The sequence below is a fragment of the Acinetobacter sp. BD54 genome, from assembly GCF_044778325.1.
GTDB lineage: Bacteria > Pseudomonadota > Gammaproteobacteria > Pseudomonadales > Moraxellaceae > Acinetobacter > Acinetobacter baumannii.
Genome location: NZ_JANJEP010000015.1, coordinates 14,734 through 38,022 on the forward strand (window position 1 = coordinate 14,734; position 23,289 = coordinate 38,022).

Sequence of the window (23,289 nt, forward strand, 5' to 3'; positions counted from 1 at the left end):
AATTACTCTGTGGCTGTATCATGGCTTTTGTGCAATCCAATCCATTTGATCCGAATGTTCTCTTTTGCAATAAAGCAGCCTCTTCTGCTTTTCCTGAACCAACGAACTATGTCATTGATTTGATTCAACCGACAACAGTGATGCTGAATCAAATCTCCAAAGAAGGGATTAAATGCAAGAAATGTGGTAAGAAAAAGATAGGGGATGGAAGTTATTATCCGTCTAATTTGAACCAGCCCATGAGTCGAGATCAGTTGAGTAAGAATCATTTTAAATGAATAAGAGAAGGATGGCTTACCTCACTTCTCCGAATAACAATGCTATGCTTTTCAACCAAGGTTATAAATTGGCAACTACATTTCATTCTTCTTCATGCTGGTCCTATAGCCTGTAGACAATTACTACATCATTTGCATTCAATGCTCAATACAGCCTGTCAGCAGAACCGCAGCGATACTCTTTTTCGTGCATACATGTAGTGTTTAAATCCATTCATTTTTCAATGATCCTCTGCCGTTTATCACATTTATGGTCGATCTTTAACCTTGTGAAAAATGCACATACCGATCCCTTCAAACTGTCAAATTTATGTATGCGTGACATTTAAAGAAAATTATCTGATCAATTTTTTTAGGTAAAATTCATCAAGAAAAAGTTATTATTATTCATAACATCACCAATAACCACATAAAAACAATAATTTAATAAATTATTCTTCCAATTTTTTTATATTTAGTGTTATTACCTCTAAATCCATGTTTACCACCTTCTATTACATAAGTAATTTAGAAGTATCCACGATATAAATTGCTTGCCCTCACACCTCTCCCCTCTCACGCCCAAAAAATTTATACTGAAAGGCAGATTAAGCCCGTTCGAGTTACATATAGCCGCATGCTATATTGAAAGCATTAAGAAAATATCCTCAATATTTATAGGATTTTTAAAGTATGAACTAATTTTCGAAGAACCCTTTCTAAGTAATGTGACCTATTAGGAAAAATGAAAATACTGAAATCTCCGTATCAACAATCAGTCAAAGTACATCCTGATGATTTTCTGTAACCGATACCCAAGGACTATACCTACCCTTCTGATGTGCTGTGCAACAAAGCCCTCCTTAGCCACACTATAGCTATAGATTAATTCCATTATTTTGTGATTTAATTAAATTATTCATTCTTAAGACCCAATTTAATGGATTTATATTTCACTAAACCAGAAGAAGTTGTGACTCTTTTAGGTGAGCGTTTACGTAAGCAACGACTCTTTCTGGAGATGTCTCAAACTGAGGTAGCAGCACGCGCTGGTGTCGGCGTGAATACAGTTTCGAATCTTGAAGCGGGACGAAATGTATCTGTTGAAAATTTAGTCCGTATTGCAATGGTCTTGGGTCGATTAAACGAACTTCAGGAACTATTTAAACCTCAGCTTAACAGTGTGAATGACATTCTTCGCTATGAGAGTCAAAGTAAGCGCCACCGTATTAAGAGGAAGGGATAATGCTCAATAGACTTAATGTTTATTACAACGGTTGGGGCGAATCATGGTTATGGGGAACGCTGATTAGTTCAACAGCCACGACAGGTAGACCCACCATTGCTTTTGAATATAGTCCAGAAGCAATACAGCAAGGTGTTGAGCTCTCTTCTTACTTGCTGCCTTTAAAAGGTCTACCATTCAGACAAGGTTTTCCTACTCATCAAATGGGACTCCCAGGTCCAGTCTATGACGCTTTACCAGATGGTTGGGGCATGATGTTGATGGATCGATATTTCAAAAAAATTGGCTTAAATTCAGCACGAATTGGACCTTTGGAGCGTCTGACCTATATTAGTAGTCACGCAATGGGTGCCCTCTCCTTTGAACCTTGTGTTGCTGACATGCAAACCTCAGAAAATATCCCTTTACAACAACTGGCCCAGGAAGTTCAAGAAGTACTCAAAGGTGAAGGTGGTGAATTTCTACAGCATTTATTGGTCATGGGTGGCTCCCCTCAAGGTGCCAGACCAAAAGCGTTGGTTTACCGAGATCCTGTCAATTTAGAGTTTTCGACTCAAGATTCTGATCAACATGAAGCCTGGCTGATTAAGTTTCCTGCTCAGCAAGAGCATCCTGAAGTCTGCGCCATTGAAGCCGTCTATGCAGAATGTTTGCGACTTTGTGCAATTGAGACTCCAGATACCCATTTCTTTAATTTGCCCAATGGTTTAACGGCTTTTGCTTCTAAACGATTCGATCGTCAAAATGGTATGCGGATTCCAATGCAGAGTTTGGCTGCATATACAGGAGCAGACTATAAAGTTCCAGGTAGCCTAGACTATCGCAATTTTCTCCGGGCAACCTTGATGTGTACGCAAGATGTACGAGAAAGATTGCATGCTTTTAAACGTGCTGTGTTTAATGTGCTTTTCAATAATCGGGATGACCATACTAAGAACTTTTCATTTCTCATGGAGAAAAATGGTCAATGGAAATTGGCTCCAGCCTATGATGTGACCTTCTGCGAGGGTCCAGGTGGTTATCATCAAATGGACATTATGGGAGAAGCGCTCAATATTTCCCGAAATGACATACATAAACTCGGGACTTCAGAAGCCAATCTGAACGCTCTAGAAATCGATGAGATCATCCTAGTCATGCGAGAAATTGCACTTCAATTTAGTCAAATTGCGCAACGCCTGTATCCCAATCAAATTCGAGCATCTACCCTAGAGATGATTCAATCACGGATTCAACAGAATATTGATTTTTTAACTAAAACCTAAGCGTAAATATAAACTAAGCGCCAACCATCAACTGCAAATAGACTTTGATATAGTTAGTCGCTACATAATCTGTAGAACCTGTGAATTAGCTCGCTTTATAACCACGAATGTTAGATGGATCACCGTCAAGATATGTTCGGCAAACGTGAAATCACTACATCCAGATCGAAAATCACTAAGAAAAAACTGTCACCAAAAAAAGGTCTGCACTATGGATAGATGCAGACCAAACTCTGGATAACTACCAACACGAGAAATATGTCGCAATTTTGCATAGACATGAATTTGACAAAATCAGCCCAGAAAGCCAGAAATTCATAAAAACTATTTCATCAATCCCCTATAACTTAATCACGTACATGGTCGATCTTAAATCTTGTGAAAAGTGCTCATGCTGACCTAGCCAAACTGTAAAACTCATGTATTCATAGCCTTTAAATGAATCTTTCAATCAGTATATTTAAGGTAAAAACTAGTAATCAAAAGTTATTATCATCCACAAATAAAACAAGCATCAATTTAAAAACAATAACTTAATAAATTATTCTTCCATTTTTTTTATATTTAGTGTTATTCAATCATAATCTTTTAAGCTCTTGGTTCATTTTTTAAAATAAAGCATACTTTTCAGCACATTATCGTTAAATACATAATGATGAATTAAGGCAGCTAATGCATGTAAACCTATAAGCACCATGAAAAAATTTCCAAGAAATTCATGAGTTTCACCAATTATTTCTACGTCCCATGAGTTACTTATTAAAGGTAAATTCACTCCAAACAACTGATAATTTTCGGTTAATCCAGATAAAGTAAACCAACCCAAAACAGGAATTAAAAATAACAATGAATAAAGTGTATGTTTCACCATTAAAAATAAAGTTTTCTGATATTTACTCATAGACTTATTGTGTGGGAGATCTTTTTTATAAATAGAAATCATTATAATTCTGATAAAAAATAACAGAAATACAGAGACTCCAGCAAAAATATGCAGTTCCCCACTTTTTAGATGCACTGTTGGATCTCCACCAGTGAAATAGGCAAGCACTACTAAAACAAATGTAAGCCAATGTATAACCATTAAAGGAAATGGATATTTATTTTTCATATATTCCTCAGCATAAATTTATTTTTAAGATTACAAAACCAAAATTAAAATTAGATTAATTTATAAAGTTCAATAGCTTTATTTAAAAAACTCATTATCATAAATTCAAACATACTATCCATATTTTATTTATTCCCTCCACTATTATAATACAATCAATATTTCTTTATAAGAAAATCCATTAGCTTTAAATCCATTATTTATTAAATTCTATTCTAATTAAAAAACCACCTATGGATGCTTGACTTACCTCTATTTTTCCATGATATAGATCGACCATTTGCTTTACGATCGACAGTCCCAAACCACTACCAATCACACTACTATTCTGGTTCGCACGATAAAATCTTTGCAAGATATATGGCATTTTCTCTTCTTCCACGCCAATCCCATTATCTTCAACCTGAAAAAATGTACGATTTTCAATACTGCCACAAGTTATCTTAATTATTGAAATGCCATTTTGACTGCGATATATAATTGCATTTTCTATAATATTACGTAATATAATTTCTAGATGTTCAGCTTTAGCAAGAATTGGAGCAGGCTTTAAATCTAATTGTATATCAATATTTTCTTTAACGATTTTAAAATCCATAAGTGTAAGTGTCTTTTGGATAATAATACACAAATCAACTGAAACTTCACTTCTTTCATCTAAATGTTCAATCCTAGCCAAAGTCAACAACTGAGTGATCATTCGAGAAGCTTTATCAATTCCAATCATAATGTCTTGTGCTGATTCTCTCGCCTCTTCTGTAGAACGAGCACTCAATAAAACTTGTGCATGCATACGGATAGCAGCCAAAGGAGTACGTAACTCGTGTGCTGCATTTGAAGTAAAACGTTTTTCACGTTGCATGCTTTCTGCTATTTCACTTAATAGTGTATTTAATGAATTCACCAATGGTTCTATTTCTTTGGGTACAATAGGGTTAATAGGTTTTAAATGTTCAATCGACTGTTTTTCTAGGTTTTGACTGATACTAAATACAGTGGCTAGATGACTACGTATGGTTCTTATAATCAACCAAGACAATAATGGAAGAAAAAATCCAGAAACCACTATCAAAAATAGCAACATATCACTCTGAATATCCTGACGAATCGTCCACACCTGAGCAATTTGCACCTGTATTGTGTGTGTGTTGTCCCAAATCGAATAGCTACGATACGTTTGATTGTGAATCTTAATCCAACCAAATTTGGCTTGCTGAACAAACGGGTGTGTGTCTACACCAACAGAACGATAGATTAAGTTTCCATTTTTATGCCAGATCTGGAATATAATTTGATTATAATGCTCGCCTTGAGCTTTCTCAATTACAGTATGGTCAGGGACTCGCCCTTCTAATGTACTTGATGTTGTTGAAAGTAAAGCATGGGCTGTTTCGGCTAATGATTTATCAAAAATATTATTAGCTGCGCGCTGCATCCCCCAATAGATACATCCCAAGCTACCCACCCAGACACTAGTTGTAATCGCCAGTAAAATTAATGATAAGCGCCGTGTCAGTGAATAACTTCGTATTAAATTAGGCATCAATAATTCTCATCCATGATATACCCAAAGCCTTGTACTGTTCGCACGATATTTTTTCCAAGTTTGCGGCGTAGGTTATGAATATATACCTGTATAACATTACTACTCACTTCCGCATCATAAGCATAGAGTGAGTTTTCTATACTCTCTCGTGAAATAATTCGACCACGATTAAGAATAAGCAGTTCAAGTAAGTGAAATTCTTTTTGGGTTAATTCAACTTCAATCTCATTGATAAATACTTGTTTAGCTGATTGATTGACAGCAATATTGCCTATCTGAACCAAATCACTAACATGACCTGATATACGGCGTAACACTGCTTGAACCCTGGCGATAACTTCGTATAAATCATAAGGCTTAACTACAAAATCATCTGCACCTGCATCCAAACCTGCAATTCGTTCCTGAATTTGATCTTGGGCAGTCAAAATAATAACACCTACTTTATTCTTTTTACGGCGCAGTGACTTTAAAACTTCCAACCCATTCCTGTCTGGTAAACCTAAATCAAGCAGAATAAACTGATAATCATAACTCGCCAAAAAATGATAGGCTTGCTCTGCTGTGGTGGCTATATCGACCACAAAATTTGCATGATCTAAGCCCCGTGCAGTTGCCTTAGCCAGTAAGGCATCATCCTCAACTAACAATATTCTCACGTCTAAGCTACCCTCTCATTCTGCTACTTATAAGTCAGCCTATATTTATTTCTGTGCAAGCTGCAGGTACTCTGGCCCAAGCAAGACAAAATACCAACCGAATAATGATCATACAAGACATTGATATATCAGCACTCTACTATTTTACTCTGCCTGATGATCCTCATGTAGAGGCCATAACTGATGAGAATTTAGCAATAGTAAACTCAAGCTTTCTGCATAATCAATTTTGGCTTGATCAATTCGACCACGCGCATCAACCAATTGCTGTGAATGAAGTAATAGTTCATTTAAACTTAATTCACCAAGCTTATATGCTTTTTGCATCAATGCATGTTGTTGCTGTAACTGTGCCACATTCTGTTGAGCCTGCTCACTCCGTACTGATGCCGACTCCATCTGCGTGAACCAGTATTGAGTTTCCTGACGCAAACGGTTTTCTACTCGTCCAATCTCAAAATTAGCCTTTTGAGCTTCCGCCATTGCCATACCAGAAGCTATTCGTACTTGCCGACTGGCGAGTGGAATTGAAACGCTCACACTCATCAAATTTTCAACGCCAGACTGCTCACGACTATAGCCCACTCCTACCGTAGGATTAGGTATCCGATTAAGTTGCTCTCTTTTGACTAATGCATCTTGCTGTGCTGCCTGCGTTTTGGCCAGCTCAAGCTCATGATTAGCAGACAAAACCTGCTGTATCCATTCAGTCTGTGTATATTCGAGTGGGTGAATTTTGATGATATCACTGCTCCAGTGCTCTGGAATTTTTCCCTGATAATCACGTGATAATAACTGCTGTGCTTGGTAGTAAGCAGTTTTAGCTTGCATATATTGTTCTTCGATTTGCCGAAATTCATTGCTGAGCAGCATCAGTTCTAGTCGTGAAGCATCTCCAGCACGGATACGCTGCTGGGTCATTTGCATATATTGCTGTATTCTTTCCTGCTGTTCCTCAATGCGCGTCAATTGCAAAGCACTGCGCATATAGGCAAACCACTGATTCAGCAAAGTTTTGGCAACTTCATGTTTGGCATCTTCATATTTTAATTCAGCAATAGTCATTCCTCGTTGCGCCAAATCCTGATCCAACTGGTATTTGCCAGGTAAACGAATCTGCTTTTCAACACCAAAGTTCGGCTCATAATTATTGGATTTGGTTTGACTATCTTGGACGTTACTGTTTCGAAGCTGCATACCCGCGCGCACGGTCCAAGGTTGTCCTAGTTTTAACCCTTGTCCTGAAAAATTGGCATAATCCTGATCAGAGATTGCCGACCGAACAGTTGGATGCTGTGACAAACTATGCTTAATCGCATCAAGCGGTGGCAAGATTTGATCTAATTCTGATTTCGCAGATACGACAGAAGTAATTATCATACAACAGCCTAGGCATAGTAAACGTGTGGCTTTACCCAGAAAATGTGGTTGAGTTTCAATCTCTCGTTTCATTCGTTCACGCCTCCTTGACTGGCATAGCCTGATGTTATCGTTGGTATTACCCAATAAAAACAGTCACTTGATTTAAATTTAATTTGAATATGAGCTAAAACTAGAGGTACATTTTCAAGAGGCAAAATCAATAGAATCAAATTACGCTCAGTTGCACCCTGAATTTTTTCTTGAATGTTGCGATAATGTTGGCGGCTACCGAAACCTTGTGCCGAGATACAGGTACATCCTGTCACAATCTCGGGAATGAGCCATAAATGGCTCATTAATTCTTCGGCAATATCACTGGAGATGTTGATAGAGAGTTGGCACATTTCAGACATGAGTATCTCGCACTAAACCAAATTGTTTGAACAAGTTAGGAAGTAAAATCAGCGTCAGTAAAGTGCATGAAATTAACCCACCAATCACCACGATCGCTAATGGACGCTGAATTTCAGCACCTGGCCCAGTGGTAAAGAGCAACGGAATTAAACCCAAAGCAGCGATACTTGCAGTCATCATTACGGGACGTAAACGTCTCATCGCCCCCTCGCGAACCACTTCTTCAATTGCAACGCCACGTGAAATGAGCTGGTTAAAATAACCAATCATCACCAAACCATTCAGTACGGCAATCCCCATTAAAGCAATAAATCCAACAGAAGCAGGCACCGATAAATATTCACCAGTGATGGCTAAGGCTACGACTCCCCCAATTAAAGCAAAGGGGATATTCACAAAAACCAGTACTGCCTGACGAACAGACCCTAAAGTTGTAAAGAGCAAGAAGAAAATCATGGTCAACGCTGCAGGGACAACCAGCATCAGACGCGCTGCTGCACGTTGTTGATTTTCAAACTGTCCACCCCATTTCAATGAATAGCCGGCCGGTAATTTAACTTTCTGGGCAACCTGCTGTTTTGCTTCCTCGACAAAACCAACCAGATCCCGGTCACGCACATTGGCACGGACAACGGACATTCTTGAAGCATTTTCCCGGTCAATTTTGACGACTCCTTCCGTCTTGACCATTTCTGCTAAAGAGGACAACGGTACAGCCGCTGAGTTTGCAACAGGTAAATTCATGTTCGCGAGGGCAAAACTGGATTGTCCCAGACGCGGATCACCTTTCATCATCAATGGAACTGGTCGCCCCTGTTCAATAATCGAACTAATCTGCTGTCCTTCGATGAGCATTTTGAGTTGTGCCTGTATGCTTTGGCTATCTAGCTGATTGCGGACAGCCATATCACGACGAATACGTAATTCCTGATATTGCACCCCAGAATTTTCCAAAGTCATGACGTCTTCGCTGCCTTTGATCCCTTGTAGAACAGTAGAGATTTGCTTAGATAGCTGATTAAGCTGGTCTAAATCGGTACCAAAAATTTTGACGGCCAAATCTCCACGTACACCCGATAACATTTCTGAAGTCCGCATTTCTATAGGCTGACTAAACGTGAGATTGACCCCAGGAACATCGGCCAATACATGGCGAATCTTAGCTAAAATCTGCTCCTTGCTTTGTCCGTGCCACTGATCTTGCGGTTTCAATATGATAAAGCTATCGGTTTCATTTAAGCCCATGGGGTCCAAACCAAGTTCATCCGATCCGGTTCTTGCCACAATGCGGGTCACTTCAGGAACTTGTTTTAAAATTCTTCTTTGAATGTCTAGATCAAGTGCAATTGAATTTTGTAGGCTGATCGATGGCATTTTTTCCAGCTGCAATATGGTGTCACCTTCATCCATGGTTGGCATAAAAGACTTACCAATGAGTGGAAAAATGAGTGCAGCAACCACCAAAGCGCCTCCAGCCAAAGCATAAACACGTTTCGGATGGGCCAAGCTTGCATTTAACACCTTGCTATATGCCTGTTCCAGCTTGGCAACAATATACGGCGTGTGATGTGCTTGAGATTTCAAGAAATAAGAACACAGCACTGGAATAATCGTTAATGAAAAAATAAGTGAGCTCGACAAAGCAAAGACAATGGTCAGCGCCACTGGAGAGAAGAGTTTCCCTTCTAATCCTTGCAAAGTCATCAACGGAATGAAGACCAGCATAATAATGATCATTCCTGCAGTCACAGGTACCGCCACCTCACAAACCGCGCGATAAATAACGTTCAACGGCGGCAAAAACGAACGGTGTTTAGATTCGTGTGCATCCGCCAGTTGCATTTCGATATTTTCCACCACCACAACCGCCGCATCGACCAGCAAACCAATGGCAATAGTTAAACCACCCAATGACATCAGGTTGGCACTTAATCCAAACTGATGCATCATTAAGAAAGTACTCAACGCAGATAAAGGTAAAATTGCGGCAACAACCAAAGCAGCCCTTAAGTTGCCTAAAAACAACAGCAATAAAATCAGGACAAGTACAATCGCCTCGACTAAGGTTTTACTCACGGTATGAATGGCACGATTCACCAGTTCACCACGGTCATAAAAAGGCTTGATCGTAACGCCCGGGGGTAAGTTTTTCTCAATGTCATGCAAATGTTCACGCACACTTTGCACAACCTGACGTGCATTGGCGCCTTTTAAGGTGAGGACAATCCCTTCAACAGCTTCACCCTGACCATTTTCGGTTACCGCTCCGTAACGGGTAAGGGCACCGGTATGAACATCGGCGACATCCTTCACTTGCACCAGCGTCCCCTGATGATTGGAAACAATAATCTCACCCAGCTCTTGTAAATTGGTGACACGACTATCGCTACGAATCAGTAATGATTCTCCATTTTCATTCAGACGCCCCGCACCGTCACTTGCATTATTTAATTCAATGGCTTGTTTTAACTGATCAAGAGAGAGACCTCTCGATGCCAGAGCATCCAGGTTGGGTGTCACTTCAAAGGTACGTGCCAAACCACCCAGGACATTGACATCCGCTACCCCTTCAATTTTTCTGAGCTGTGGACGGACGACCCGATCGAGCAAGGTTCGTTTTTCCATATCACTCATAGGACCATGTAAAGTGAACATAAAAGATTCACCTAATGGCGTCGTCATAGGCGCAATCCCGCCAGAGGCATTGCCAGGCAAAGCTGACATGACTCCAGTCAAACGCTCATTGACCTGTTGTCGGGCCCAATAAGGATCTGTCCCTTCTGCAAAATCCAGGGTAATGATTGCAATAGCATATTTAGATTGTGAACGTAGTACAGTTTGATGAGGGATTCCCAACATTTCCTGTTCTATCGGTACCACAATACGGCTTTCCACCTCTTCTGGCGTCATGCCAGGAGATTTCATCACAATTTGAACCTGTGTGCTTGATACATCGGGAAAGGCATCAATCGGCAATTTGGTAAATGCCAAATAACCCGCAACACTGATTGCCATACCCAATAACAGCATTAGGATTCGTTGACTCAGTGAAAATGCAATAATACGTTTTAACATGTGCCTAACCTCAATTCACCGCAGTGCTACTGCTGGCAGGTGGTGCCTGCTCTGCACCGAAACCTGACCAAACGGCTTTTAGACGTTCGACACCCCGCACAGCAACTTGAATTCCAGGTTTTAATGCATTTCCAATCACATGACTTTGCTGCTGGTTCGCCCCCACTAGTTCCACAGGCGTTGCCACGAAACCATTTTGGTTCTTGATAAAAATGAAGTGCTTGTTATCTTTTAAAGTTAAGGCAGCACTCGGTATTACCCATGCGGTTTTTGTTGTCGGGTTATGGCTTTGAATATTCGCTTTAACAAACTGTTGTACTTTTAAACAGTTATCCTTGGCCTGCATTTGGACTAGAACATTTTGAGATTGCGTATTGCCTGAAAGTGCTGGTGCAATTTGTTGTACCTGCCCGGTAATTTCACACCCCTCAACTTTGACCAAATCGCCAATCTGGATATATTTGCTATCCGCTAAAGGGGCTTGCAGCATTAATTGCAAAGGTAGATCACTATTCACCAACTGGCCCAGTACTGCACCGGTTTCTACATACTGACCTGCAGATACCTGTAAACTTTCTACACTGCCTCTGGCTGGACTTTTGACATACACCACGGGATTCAATCCCTGACTGCTACTTCCGCCCATAAACTGCAACATGCGTTGCTTGGCATTCAGATCAATATTCAGTCGTTGCACTACATTCTGGGCTTCCTGTACACGTTTTTCAGCAATAATCCCTTCTGCATATAAACTGCGTTCACGTGCCAAATTTTGGCTGGCTAATTGCAGTTGTGCACGAATTTGTAAAATTTCATTTTGAATCTGAATTAAATCGGGACTGTGAATAGCCAGTACAGGACTATGGAGACCAACTTCGGCTAAAGGTTGCACTAGTACCTGTTGCACTATACCCGCTACAGGACTCGTTAAGACCACTTTACTTTGAGGTGACCACTGCGCTTGCCCCTGCAAAGTCAGGGCGAGTTGTACATCTCTTGTCGCTTGTCCTAAAGTTTGTAATTGAATACCTGCTTGTTGAATCTGTGTGGGCGAAATTAAAATCTGATTACCAGACACATCTATTGTTTCTGTTTGATTGGCTACTACATTTTGTGTCTTTGATTTTTTCGTTTTATTTTTATTGAGTAGTAAACTGCTACCCCACCAAATTCCTAAAATCACCAAGACAAATGTGAAAATACTAATAAATACTTTTTTATGTCGTAATATATCCACTTGATGATTCACAGGTCTACCCTCAAAAATATTTTCCTCAGGGTAAAATCAAGTTCTTAAGATCTTATTAAGTTGGCTTTGTTGCATAAATAAATTTCATCCCCATACATGTTAGATGAATACAGAATCAAAAAGCCGATACAAAACAACGAACTGGTCTGAGTACAATCAGGCTTTACGTCAACGGGGGTGCTTTCACCATTTGGTTTGATCCCCAAATGCAATGGTCTGCAACACCTACTGGAAAAAAAGGACGTCAACCTACCTACACTGATATAGCAATTCAATTTGCCCTGACGATACGAAACCTGTTCCAACTGGCTTTACGCCAAACACAAGGTTTCATTCAAAGCCTTTTTCAAATGGCTCACCTCGACTGGAATGTTCCAGACTTCTCAACATTGAGTCGGCGAGCAGATAAGCTCCAGCCACTTCTACATAAATCAGCAAAAAATCCACAGGAAGACTTGCATATTTTAGTTGATAGCACAGGGATCAAAGTTACAGGTGATGGGGAATGGGTGCGTAAAAAACATGGCGTAAACCAACATCGTCAATGGCTGAAATTACATCTTGCGACAGATGCAAACAGTGGAGAAATACAAGCGGTTGAAGTCACGACCTGCCAATATGGTGATGCTGAAATGCTCCAACCTCTTTTAGATCAAATTGATGAACCCATTGCATCCGTCACGGCTGATGGTGCTTATGACACAGTGAATTGTTATGATGCGATTTTGAAACGGCAAGCAAATGTAATTATCCCTCCTCGTTCCAATGCTGCTTTATGGGCAGAAAATGAAATTGGTAAAGCAAGGAATCATGCAGTACAAGGCTGTTGGGACAAGGGTCAAAAGCAGTGGAAACGAGATATTGGTTATCATAGACGATCCCGAATAGAGGCTAAAATGTTTGCCTTGAAACGACTTGGACAAGGTGTATCGAGTCGATGCTTTAATCGTCAGGTGGTTGACTTGCAAATAAGAGTCGATATTTTGAATAAATTGACTCAATTGGTACAGTTAAAACGGTGGCTGTTGCATAAATATCTGAAGATTAGAACAACTCTACCTTTCGTCTATTTGTGCAACAAAGCCCATCAATAATGGCTTCATTTAATGTCAGCATACTTTTTGAAACACCACCATATATTTCTGTGACCCACATTCACCCTTGCAAAAAGGCACATGCGAAAATATGAATGGTTTAATTAGGCAATATTTACCTAAAGAGATTGATTTAAACCAGGCAGATCAGCATTATTTAAATCAAGTAGCCACGTCACTGAATACTCGTCCTAGAAAAGTGTTAGATTGGCTTACACCATTAAAGAAATTTGCTCAGCTTGTTGATTATCATAAGACTTTTGAAACTGTCGCACCTCATGTTTGAATTCGCCCCCTTTTAAACTCAAATATTTTTTGGGGCGGTTACCGCTTATGCTTAGGCTATTTTCCATAAGGAATCATGTTGTACAGCTTCCAGCAGCAGACAGAACGCAATAGATAATGTGATTTTTTTGGCTCTGTTGATCCATAAAAAATACCTGAGTCTCTATTATTAAGCGATAAATGAGCAGCAAGAAGTTTTCCTAGTCAGGTAAATGATATTATTCATGTACACATAGCTGTCTTTAACAAATTCACAGAATCCAGCTGCACTTATACCCAACTTGTCACTTGAAATTAGCTCAATTAGGGTAGCGCTGTCTTTCAAACCTTTGTGTAACAAAGCGTGCGTAAGTCATATACTTAGATTCTGATATGATCTCCACTCGCTAAATATCGTACACTCAACCACGCAAGTACCCATCGCACGGCGCTTAATGACGCTTGTTGAGACATAATTCTAAAATAATTATATTTATTATGTTTCATCATCATCGGAAAAAATTGATGTTCTGTTAGGATTGAAAGCATAGGTTCATCCTCTGCGGTAAAATGCATCAATACTTTTGTTACATTACTTTCATACAACCATTTTTTTATTAACCAATTATAAGTTTCTGATTGGTTTTGTTCTAAATAATCAAATCGCTCTAAAATCTCTTGTGCAGAATTAAAATCTACAGCACTGAGTAATTCAGGCAAACGAGCTAACTTTCCTTGTGTCGATAATGCGTGTCTTCCTATATTTGAACCACGTTTACCTGAAGGAATGTTTGACATCGTAATTAAAGCTCTCTTCCAGGACTCAATATCTAATTGTGGCTGCCCCTGTCCAGAAATAAGATACCGCTCAATATCTTCAATCTTTTGAAACAGTTCGTGTTTAATTACTTTACCCGTCGAATTCCCTCTTTTTTGAGCATAGATTACCCACCTCTGACTTTGTCTTTTTTTGAGTACATATTTTTCGATGGTATCTCTCAACTCATATTTTAGATTACCATTCTGTTGGTTAATCGCTTGGAAATGCCTGAATAAATTACTCCGACTCATGACTCGCTTAAAAAATGCAGTATGTAAATTGGGTTGCTGTTGTTGCATGCTATAGGCATAAGTAGCCAGAAATAAGATATGAACATAATGCTTTAATGTTGTCGATTCATGTAAATGTCCAAGCACTCGACTAATCGCCTTAATCCCCTGCCCAACCTGTCCTTCATTGCCTACTAGTGTATTAAATTGCTCATTCGATGGCATCCAAGTTTGTAGCCATGGCAGTTCTATCGTCAGCGCTTTAAAATCCACCACTGTTTGCAAACACTTTAAAGTATATGCACTTGCAAACGTATGTCTTAAATGATGTAAGCTGAGATCAACATCTCCAGTGACTTTCTTTAATATTTGAGATATTTGATCAAAAAAAGGCCTATGCTCACTGTTCTCATCGGAAATTAATATTGAATCTTTTTTATTCTTATAAATATCATCTAATCCCTTTTGAATCGTCTGGCTTAATAAATTCATCGGAACAACACGTTCTGATCCAAGTGTTTTTAACTGATGCTCACCATAAGGACGAATTCTGAGCATATCCTCATCAATATCTAAGGGCCGTAAATGAAGCGCCTCTGAACGGCGTACACCCATCGCCGCAGATAAACGAAAATGACGCTGAATCTCTAGGCGTAAAACAGTATCATTTACCCCACACTCTACAGATTGTAATATTTGAACGATCTGCCGCACTTCATTTTTTGAAAAAACCTTAGCACTTGCTTGATGCGCTGTACGCTTGTGTAACTTTATACGATCATCATTTAATTGAATTAAAAATTCTCTAAAGCGATTCCACGCAGCGAGATGCTTGCTGTGTGGAAAATGCTCTTGCGTCAACTCCATCCATTTTTGAAATACATCTTCATCAATCTGGCTATCTTTTGTTAAATCTTCTGAAAACCCCAATATACCTGCACTGACGATGGCCAAATGTAGATGAATCATATTTCGATTCTGTAGACTTAACTCTTCTGCATCACAGCGTAAAATCAACCATTGCACAAAGCATGTTAATAAATTGACTGAGTAGTGATTCGTTTTATTATTGGCAAGCTGTTCAAGCCAAATGCTTGATCTAGACTCACCTTTTAGTTGCTGAATCATCGCTAAAATATCAGACAAATGTAGTTGCTCATCGCCTATTTCTATTTGACTTTCTGGCTCAGTGCTGTCTAAACCTGTGATTAATTTTTCATATTCGGATAAGCGTAATAATTCATTTATTGAAAGATCTTCAGTCAGGACTTGGCCTGCTATATAACCTGCAATTAACGGAGTGCTATTTAACATCACATTTTGCTGTAAAGCTTTCAACCATTGAGCTAATGATAGAGTTGACTTAATCCCTATTTGTTTTAAATATGTATTAAAACACTTTTGCCAAGCCGTTCTTTGTTGATTTCTTGACTGTGCTAAAATCTCTTTTAATCGGGGCTGTAGATACTGTCGGTCTACTAAAATTAAAGTCGAGACATAAGGACTTAACAGTACTGTACGGCGTATCTTCGTCACAGATCTATCATTATTCACTGTCAGCTCAACGAGCCGACTATTCCCCATAGCGACTATATGTTGATCAGAAGCAATAAACTCCAACATCGCTTGTAAATGGCTTACCCTGCACAGTTGTGAATACATGGAGAGTACAACCAGCAAACGTCCTATTTCAACCTCACAATTTTGATGTTCAGGTAAATGTTCTAAATCCTTCTGAATAAGATCAAGTAAGTTTTGTTCAATATAACACCATGTACTAAAACTATTTTCAGATGTCAGCCATGTACGATGAGCTTTTTGAGGAAGTTGAACGAATAAAGGAATTTTCGTTTTATTGCGAATATAAGCACAATATGCTTTGATCGCTTGTGGCAAATCAATGTTTGTATTTTTAGCTAAATGGGAAGCTAATACATGTCCAAGCTCGAAAGATACGTTTGGCTCAGGATTTTCCTCAAAAATCAACTGACAATAGGACTCATACTCTGAGTTTTCCAGCCATTCTTTTACATCATTTTCTGAATATTGTATTCTCGGCTTCGTCTCTGCTTGAACTGTTTTAATCTCTTTGGTTACAACAAATGTTGGAATATTCAGGTTTTTAAAAAAATCAAAAACATCAAGACATTCGAAACCTAACTGTTTTTGCAGGTTTTCTTGTACATCAAGCCACTGTTGTTTAAATGTTGATACAGGAAATACTGATAACATATCCCATGGATAACGACCGCGTACCCAGTGCCCAAGTCCAGCATCCTTGAACCGTCCAGGTAACTGATTATTATCAGAGCGAACCAGCTTCCGTGCCCAATTTCTACCTAAACCTTCAATCTGATAAGGATTACAAAGTTGCAACGCATAAGATGATAAATCAACACATGGTTCAACTTGATCCCCCAGCATTCTCATCAAACCACGTAAAACTTGAATCTGTTTGATAAATGCTGCCGTCAATGGCACATAACGATCGGTTGATTCATCTTGATGATGTTTATCTTGAATCAATGCCCAGCCTTGCTGACTTATCCACTTTGGAAAGGGTTGCTTAATCCCCCGTCCTGCAGTTGCAAGATTCATCCATAATTCTGTATACAACGTTAAGTTATCAAAGAGCGTCTGCCAATCTTTCTGTTCGGCAGCCTGATTTATTCTCTTCTTTATTCGTGTAATTTCATTTTGTATTTCAACAATCTTTATCCCAGTCGGGCTACCCACGCGTTCACTAGAAGAGTGCATATATTCAGGAATATTAATTTTTATCGTTCTTAAACAAGCAGCCCAGAGTTGCTCAAGTTGCCTCTGTTCAAAAGAGGCATAATGAATCAAGTTATCATAATTTCGACCTGATGCATTCGTCACTGCTTTAACGACAGCTAAATCACCTTGGCTATGCTCATATAACAACCGTGGAAGAATATCTTTAATGCTTTTGAGGCTGATTTCTAACTCTTTCGGCACACTGTTAATAAGTCTTCTAACTTCGCGTTCAACTGCCGGTTGACGGGTTTTAATCGCAAGATTTTTGACTTGATTCACTAAATCATTGAGCTCACTTGGTAAAACCAAATGTAATTTCTTGGTCCATGGCACATGAAATTTAGACTCTTCTGGCTTTGTTTTGAGTGTCGGTGTGCCTGCTAAAACGCTCAATACGTATGCAGATAAGGTATGATCATACTGAATAGCAATATTATTCTGATCAGTATTTTGACTAAAACACGGCGCTGTTAATTCAGTAACCGAACGTCCAGTGAGTAAACTCAATATCAAAGCTAATTTTGCGCGTAAAATTAAGCTGGTATCAGCCTTAGATGGTTGACAGAGCCTAAACACATCTTGAATCGAATTTAATGACAATCGCCATTTGGTCCAAACTAAACCAACATTTGTAGCTTCAACATGCTGAAAAATAGACTTAGATGCATAAAGCCCTCGAATTAAATCGGATTGTTCGGCCAAAAAAAATGTAAACAATGGCTCCAATGGTGTTTCATCTTCTTCAATCTCATCATACTCAAATACTTCAGAGACTAGACCACGATGAATTTCATCTACATCCTCTAAAGGTTGGATAGCAATACTTAATGAGCCGTATCGTTGCAAGATCAGTTTTTGATGCTTTAACCCTATACGGTGTAAAAACTCTCGACGTTTTTTCTTATTTTTTAGTCGATTCTTTTGCCAAATTTGTGATAAAAAGAGCTTTAATGCATAAAAAACTTCATTTAATCGTTTGTCTTCAGAACCAGCGGACATCAAATGAATCAGTTGTTTCGGTCCGTTTTTAGTCAGTAATTTTTCGACTTGTTCTAAAATATCCTCATTACTTGGATCACCCAACAGCCTGATCGCTAAAAAGGCGTTATACACACGAGATCCTTTTTGATCTTTCAGCTTTATGCTTCCATCACCCTTTAAATAATGACTGTAAAGCTTTAGAGTATGTACATTTTTTTGAAAGTGAAATATTTGCTCTAAAAACCAAATGATTACAGTATCAAAACGCTCATTATTTCGACTTAGTCCTGCTTGAATCAATAGCAAATCACAAATTCCACTGTCTCCAGTGTATGGACGTAATGGCGTGAGTTTATGTTTGTTTCTATCTGTTGTTTCTGAGAAATAATGTGAATGTTGATCAGAATCCTGTAATGTACTAATTATCTTTAACGTATTAAGCTCATCACGAAATTCTGGTAATTCATCATCCCCAATCAATGTGAAGATTCGCTGACAAATGACAACGATACCGGCTAAGCTATAATGTGCACGTAATAAAAATAATGCTCGGAGGAGTTTTTGTTCTTCTATGGGGGAATTCTGGTTTATCCATTCTAGCAGTTGCTTAAAATAAATATTCATAGCCCACTCCTAAGACGATAGATCCATGCTTTCCCAAAGTCTGTTAAAGCTAAAGCAACTTCTGCCGTTGGAGCCACGCGAACAATTCGCTGCTGATATTTTTGATAAAGTTCCTCCAGTCTAGGTAAAAATACAAAAAAGTCAGCCAAATGAAAATAGGGTTGCACAGACTTGCCAAGCTCTTTTACTTTAATTTTTTCTAATGGCAAAAGCTTCTGTGCGATATAACCTGCTAAAATATTTTCGATTAAAAAAGTACCACTCACCGCTGGTGGAGCCCAATCTACCAATTTTTGAACAAAGGAAATCGGTAGTTTTTTTAAAAAATGCTGTGTATGAAAAAATAAAGGCATTTCTTCTAGATCTAAATGCTTTAGTCGAAGTTCTTTTGCAACAACCATCTTATCCTGCACTTTATCCACTTTACCCCAGTGTCTTCTTTTCACACTGTCCTTTAGAGTTTTTACATCACATAAATCACTAGCGACAGCACGCAGTAACTTACGATATGTCGCGAGCAGTAGTAATGCTTGATTTTTAATTTTTTCTGAAAACTCACTGCTTATTTCCTCATTGAGTAACATCATTTTCAAAACTAAAGCTGGGCATGGTTTTTCAAACCTACCTTCAGATATTGTTAATGCATCAATGAGCAATGGTGTCATCATTTTTTCTGAACAGTTGAGTTATTTTTATCGTTAAAATAATAGACTAACATAGTCCCAAAATAAATAAAATTAAATCAAAAAAATTTAATATTTAATAACAAAATATTTGATTTATATAATTTATTTACTAACTTTATTTTTATACCAATCCAATCAATTAATTCACTTAATTTTTGGTTTAAAGAAAAGGTACAACGAACGAATTTCTTTTTTAAACTTCTAGATCCTTAACTCTTTTATCTGCTCCAGATATGAAATTTTCAACCAGTTTATCCTGATCTAAAAGCTTGTTAGCGGCAGTGTAAAAATGACCCTCTAATGACATTTAAAAACTGCACCCCTTGTTGTGTTTTAGTTGTAATTTAGTGGTGACAACTAAGCTGCCGTTGCTAATTCTTCAGCCAATTGCTCTGCCTGTTCCAAGACAGTCTCTGTTGCAAGCAAAGCCATATCAGGTGGATAGCCATACTTTTTCAGTAAGCGTTTTACGATGACTCTGAGCTTCGCCCTAGCAGCCTCTTTGATGGTCCAATCCAAGGTTACGTTCTTACGAATAGAATCAGTCAGAACGACAGCGAGTTCACGTAGTATTTCCTTTTGCATCAGCTCACGAGCACTCTCATTGTCTGCGACTGCTGAGTAGAATGCATATTCATATTCAGTTAGGTTGAGTTCCTCTGCCATTTTGTCTGACTCTTGGATTGCCTTAGCCAACTTGATGAGTTCATCAATGACTTCGGCTGCAGTCAGCACCTTGTTCTGATAGCCCTTGATCGCAGAGCTCAGCATATCCATGAGCTTTTTACCTTGCGTGACACTCCGCTGTTCTCTTACCTTGATCTCATCACCAAGGAGCTTCTTCAATGTTTCAAGTGCAATGTTCTTATGCTGATAGCCTTTCATCTCCTGCAAGAACTCATCTGAGAGAATTGAGATGTCTGGCTTCTGGATTCCTGCGGCATCGAAGATGTCGACCACTTGTTCTGTAACAAGTGCTTGGTCAATGGTTTGCTTCACTTTAGCTTCAAGCTCAGCATTACTCATGCCTGAGACGTTGCCTGAGCCATCACTGAACTTCACAAGTCGCGCTTTCACTGCTTGGAAGAAGGCAACCACTGGTGCTGCTTCCATCGCATGAGGATGAGGCACTGCTAAAGCAAATGCCTGTGACATCGCTGCAACTGCTGTCAGGAAGCGAGTCTTACCTTCTCCTTGGTCTACACCTAAGATATGTTCTTCTGCTTCAAGGATAATGTTGAGCTTACGAGAAGTATTGGCTGTGAAGTATTCTTGGTAATTGAAGCCATGCATGATGCCATCAATGACTTCGAGCTTCTCTTGTAGAATGGTTGCAGCTTCGTCTTGCACTAATGCAGGGTCACCCTTACCACCTGCTTCAGAGTAAAATGAAAGTGCTTCTTTCAGGTCAGATGCGATACCAAGGTAATCGACAACTAAGCCACCAATCTTATCCTTATAGACTCGGTTAACTCGTGCAATCGCTTGCATGAGGTTATGGCCTTTCATTGGCTTGTCGATGTAAAGCGTGTGCATACTCGGAGCATCGAAACCAGTCAGCCACATATCACGAACAATCACAAGCTTCAGCTTGTCATCATTGTCCTTCATACGATTGGCCAGGATTTGGCGTTGTTGCTTGGTCGTATGGTGTTTGGCAATCTCCTTACCATCAGAAGCAGATGAGGTCATCACCACCTTGATCACGCCATCGTTTAGATCATCGCTATGCCATTCTGGTTTGATCGCTACAATCTCGTTGTAGAGGTCGACAGCAATCCTACGAGACATGCTGACGATCATGCCTTTACCTTGGTTTGCATTGGCTTTTAGACGCTGCTCAAAGTGTTCTACGATGTCTTTGGCAATGGCTTTGATACGCTCTTTACTGCCGATCAGCCCTTCGACCCTTGCCCACTTCGCACGCTCTTTTTGTGTTTGGTTTAAGTCGTCTTCACTGAACTGTTCGTCGAAGTCTTCAATCAGCTCTTTGCCTTCCTCACTGATGGCAATCTTAGCAAGTCGGCTTTCATAGAAGATCCGAACGGTGGCACCATCTTCAACAGCTTGCGAGATGTCATAGATGTCCACATAGTTACCAAACACTGCAGGTGTGTTGACATCCGTTTTCTCAATTGGTGTACCAGTGAAGCCAAGATAAGTGGCATTCGGCAAGGCATCACGCATGTACTTGGCAAAACCATAGACTGTACGTTTACCTACCACCTTACCATCATCATCTTTGACATCGACTTCCTTGGCATTGAAGCCATACTGCGAACGATGTGCTTCATCAGCAATCACGACAATGTTGGTTCGATCTGAGAGTTGCTCATAGACACTGCCACCATCATCAGGTTGGAACTTCTGGATAGTGGTGAAGATCACCCCACCTGAACCCACCTTAAGCAGCTCTTTGAGCTCATCTCGATTTTCTGCTTGCTTTGGTGTCTGGCGTAGTAGTTGGCTTGATGCTGCAAAGGTTCCAAAGAGCTGATCATCCAAATCATTACGGTCTGTAATCACAACAACAGTTGGATTATCCAAAGCCAAGACAATCTTACCTGTATAGAAAACCATGGACAGAGACTTGCCTGAGCCTTGTGTGTGCCACACAACACCTGCTTTCTTGTCACCGACTGCTTGTTGTTGCACAAGTTCGAGCTTACTTCTGCCTTGGTGTTGCATAGCAAGTTCTGCTGATTTCGAGTTCGAAGACATTGCAGATGCACGAATAGTAGAGAGGACTGCTGCATTCACTGCATAGTACTGATGATATGCAGCCATCTTTTTGATGGTTTTAATGGTGATCAAGCCATTGGCTTCTTCTTGTTTATTGGATTCAAACACAATGAAGTGCCTGATCATGTCCAGTAAGGTGACTGGATTGAGCAAACCATGAATTAAGACTTCTAGCTGTGCCTGCGTATTCTTTGCTTTGGTTTGACCATTAGAAGTCTTCCACGCCATGTAACGACTCAGGTCTGCTGAGACAGTCCCTGCTTTCGCCTCTAAACCATCAGAGATGACGTTAAAGGCATTGTAGGTGAACAGACTAGGGATTTGGCTTTGATAAGTCTGGATCTGCTTATATGCGCCTTCTACTGTGGCATTCTCGTCTGTGGCATTTTTAAGCTCAATGACTACCAATGGTAAGCCATTCACATAGATGATAATGTCAGGTCGTCTTGTCCAACGATCTTCTTTGATGGTGACTTGGTTTACGACAAGGAATTCGTTATTGCTTGGATTATTGAAGTCAATGAGCCAGGCATATTCACCTTGGGTGTTACCTTCCTTGCTCACTTCAATGTTGATGCCTTCAGTAAGTAAGCGGTGGAATGCCTGGTTGTTGCTAAGCATATCTGGGGAATGCATATTAGTGACTTGTTTCAGCGCCTCAATGCACTTGTCTTCATTCAAATGAGGATTGAGACGTTGTAATGCTTCAAGCACCTTTGCTTCTAAGATGACCTGCTTATAGCTTCGTAGAGGGTTGCTTCCCTTGGATTCAATTTCTGGTCCATACACATAGGTATAGCCCATTCCCTCCAGTTGCTCTATCGCCATCAGCTCAATGTCTGATTCAGTCATCTTTGGCACTAAGACCCTCACATTATAATTTTGA

The 23,289-nt window shown here is 39.6% G+C and carries 13 protein-coding genes and 3 pseudogenes; 5 read left to right on the forward strand and 11 right to left on the reverse strand.

Annotated elements, in window-relative coordinates:
* Positions 1-20: 20 nt before the first annotated feature.
* The 3 genes from NQ782_RS17735 to NQ782_RS17745 all read left to right on the forward strand — a co-directional run bounded on the left by NQ782_RS17735 (position 21) and on the right by NQ782_RS17745 (position 2,768).
* Positions 21-278, forward strand: a complete 258-nt coding sequence (locus NQ782_RS17735; protein WP_000896237.1) for a hypothetical protein — start codon at positions 21-23, stop codon at positions 276-278.
* A 919-nt stretch (positions 279-1,197) separates the two neighbouring features.
* Positions 1,198-1,503, forward strand: coding sequence for a helix-turn-helix domain-containing protein (locus NQ782_RS17740; RefSeq protein ID WP_046267491.1), 306 nt, complete (start codon positions 1,198-1,200; stop codon positions 1,501-1,503).
* Entirely contained in the window at positions 1,503-2,768 is a 1,266-nt protein-coding gene (locus tag NQ782_RS17745) for a type II toxin-antitoxin system HipA family toxin (RefSeq protein ID WP_267581275.1), read from the forward strand. Before NQ782_RS17740 ends, NQ782_RS17745 begins: the two co-directional genes overlap by 1 nt.
* Before the next feature lie 601 nt (positions 2,769-3,369).
* Here the strand turns inward: NQ782_RS17745 and NQ782_RS17750 are convergent.
* From NQ782_RS17750 to NQ782_RS17780, 7 genes are all read right to left on the reverse strand, one after another.
* The gene (locus NQ782_RS17750) at positions 3,370-3,879 is read right to left on the reverse strand and encodes a cytochrome b (protein ID WP_004827098.1); all 510 of its coding nucleotides are present in this window, start codon (positions 3,877-3,879) and stop codon (positions 3,370-3,372) included.
* 196 nt (positions 3,880-4,075) lie between these two features.
* On the reverse strand, positions 4,076-5,422 hold the full coding sequence (locus NQ782_RS17755; protein WP_019383611.1) for an ATP-binding protein: 1,347 nt from the start codon (positions 5,420-5,422) through the stop codon (positions 4,076-4,078).
* Positions 5,422-6,084 carry a response regulator gene (locus tag NQ782_RS17760; protein WP_026094014.1) on the reverse strand — a complete coding sequence of 221 codons (663 nt, stop codon included), beginning with the start codon at positions 6,082-6,084 and terminating at the stop codon, positions 5,422-5,424. The genes NQ782_RS17755 and NQ782_RS17760 overlap by 1 nt, the downstream gene beginning before the upstream one ends.
* 144 nt (positions 6,085-6,228) lie before the next feature.
* Positions 6,229-7,536, reverse strand: a complete 1,308-nt coding sequence (locus NQ782_RS17765) for a TolC family protein (protein WP_129264334.1) — start codon at positions 7,534-7,536, stop codon at positions 6,229-6,231.
* Positions 7,533-7,859, reverse strand: coding sequence for a DUF3240 family protein (locus NQ782_RS17770; RefSeq protein ID WP_004827107.1), 327 nt, complete (start codon positions 7,857-7,859; stop codon positions 7,533-7,535). The genes NQ782_RS17765 and NQ782_RS17770 overlap by 4 nt, the downstream gene beginning before the upstream one ends.
* Positions 7,852-10,935, reverse strand: coding sequence for an efflux RND transporter permease subunit (locus tag NQ782_RS17775; RefSeq protein WP_267581276.1), 3,084 nt, complete (start codon positions 10,933-10,935; stop codon positions 7,852-7,854). Before NQ782_RS17775 ends, NQ782_RS17770 begins: the two co-directional genes overlap by 8 nt.
* A gap of 10 nt (positions 10,936-10,945) precedes the next feature.
* Positions 10,946-12,184, reverse strand: a complete 1,239-nt coding sequence (locus NQ782_RS17780; RefSeq protein ID WP_004907155.1) for an efflux RND transporter periplasmic adaptor subunit — start codon at positions 12,182-12,184, stop codon at positions 10,946-10,948.
* Positions 12,185-12,287: 103 nt separating this feature from the next.
* Here NQ782_RS17780 and NQ782_RS17785 point away from each other — a divergent pair.
* A pseudogene (locus tag NQ782_RS17785) lies at positions 12,288-13,278 on the forward strand (IS5-like element ISAba10 family transposase).
* 40 nt (positions 13,279-13,318) lie between these two features.
* Positions 13,319-13,564 (forward strand): annotated as a pseudogene (locus NQ782_RS17790) (IS30 family transposase); the annotation flags it as partial.
* Between the two features lie 359 nt (positions 13,565-13,923).
* Here the strand turns inward: NQ782_RS17790 and NQ782_RS17795 are convergent.
* The 4 genes and pseudogenes from NQ782_RS17795 to NQ782_RS17810 all read right to left on the reverse strand — a co-directional run bounded on the left by NQ782_RS17795 (position 13,924) and on the right by NQ782_RS17810 (position 23,255).
* Positions 13,924-18,975, reverse strand: coding sequence for a site-specific integrase (locus NQ782_RS17795; protein ID WP_267581277.1), 5,052 nt, complete (start codon positions 18,973-18,975; stop codon positions 13,924-13,926).
* The gene (locus NQ782_RS17800) at positions 18,972-19,643 is read right to left on the reverse strand and encodes a hypothetical protein (RefSeq protein WP_267581278.1); all 672 of its coding nucleotides are present in this window, start codon (positions 19,641-19,643) and stop codon (positions 18,972-18,974) included. The genes NQ782_RS17795 and NQ782_RS17800 overlap by 4 nt, the downstream gene beginning before the upstream one ends.
* A gap of 137 nt (positions 19,644-19,780) precedes the next feature.
* Positions 19,781-19,968, reverse strand: a pseudogene (locus tag NQ782_RS17805) (hypothetical protein); the annotation flags it as partial.
* Between the two features lie 50 nt (positions 19,969-20,018).
* Positions 20,019-23,255: a type I restriction endonuclease subunit R gene (locus NQ782_RS17810; RefSeq protein ID WP_267581279.1), complete on the reverse strand. Its 3,237-nt coding sequence runs from the start codon at positions 23,253-23,255 to the stop codon at positions 20,019-20,021.
* Positions 23,256-23,289: the final 34 nt, after the last annotated feature.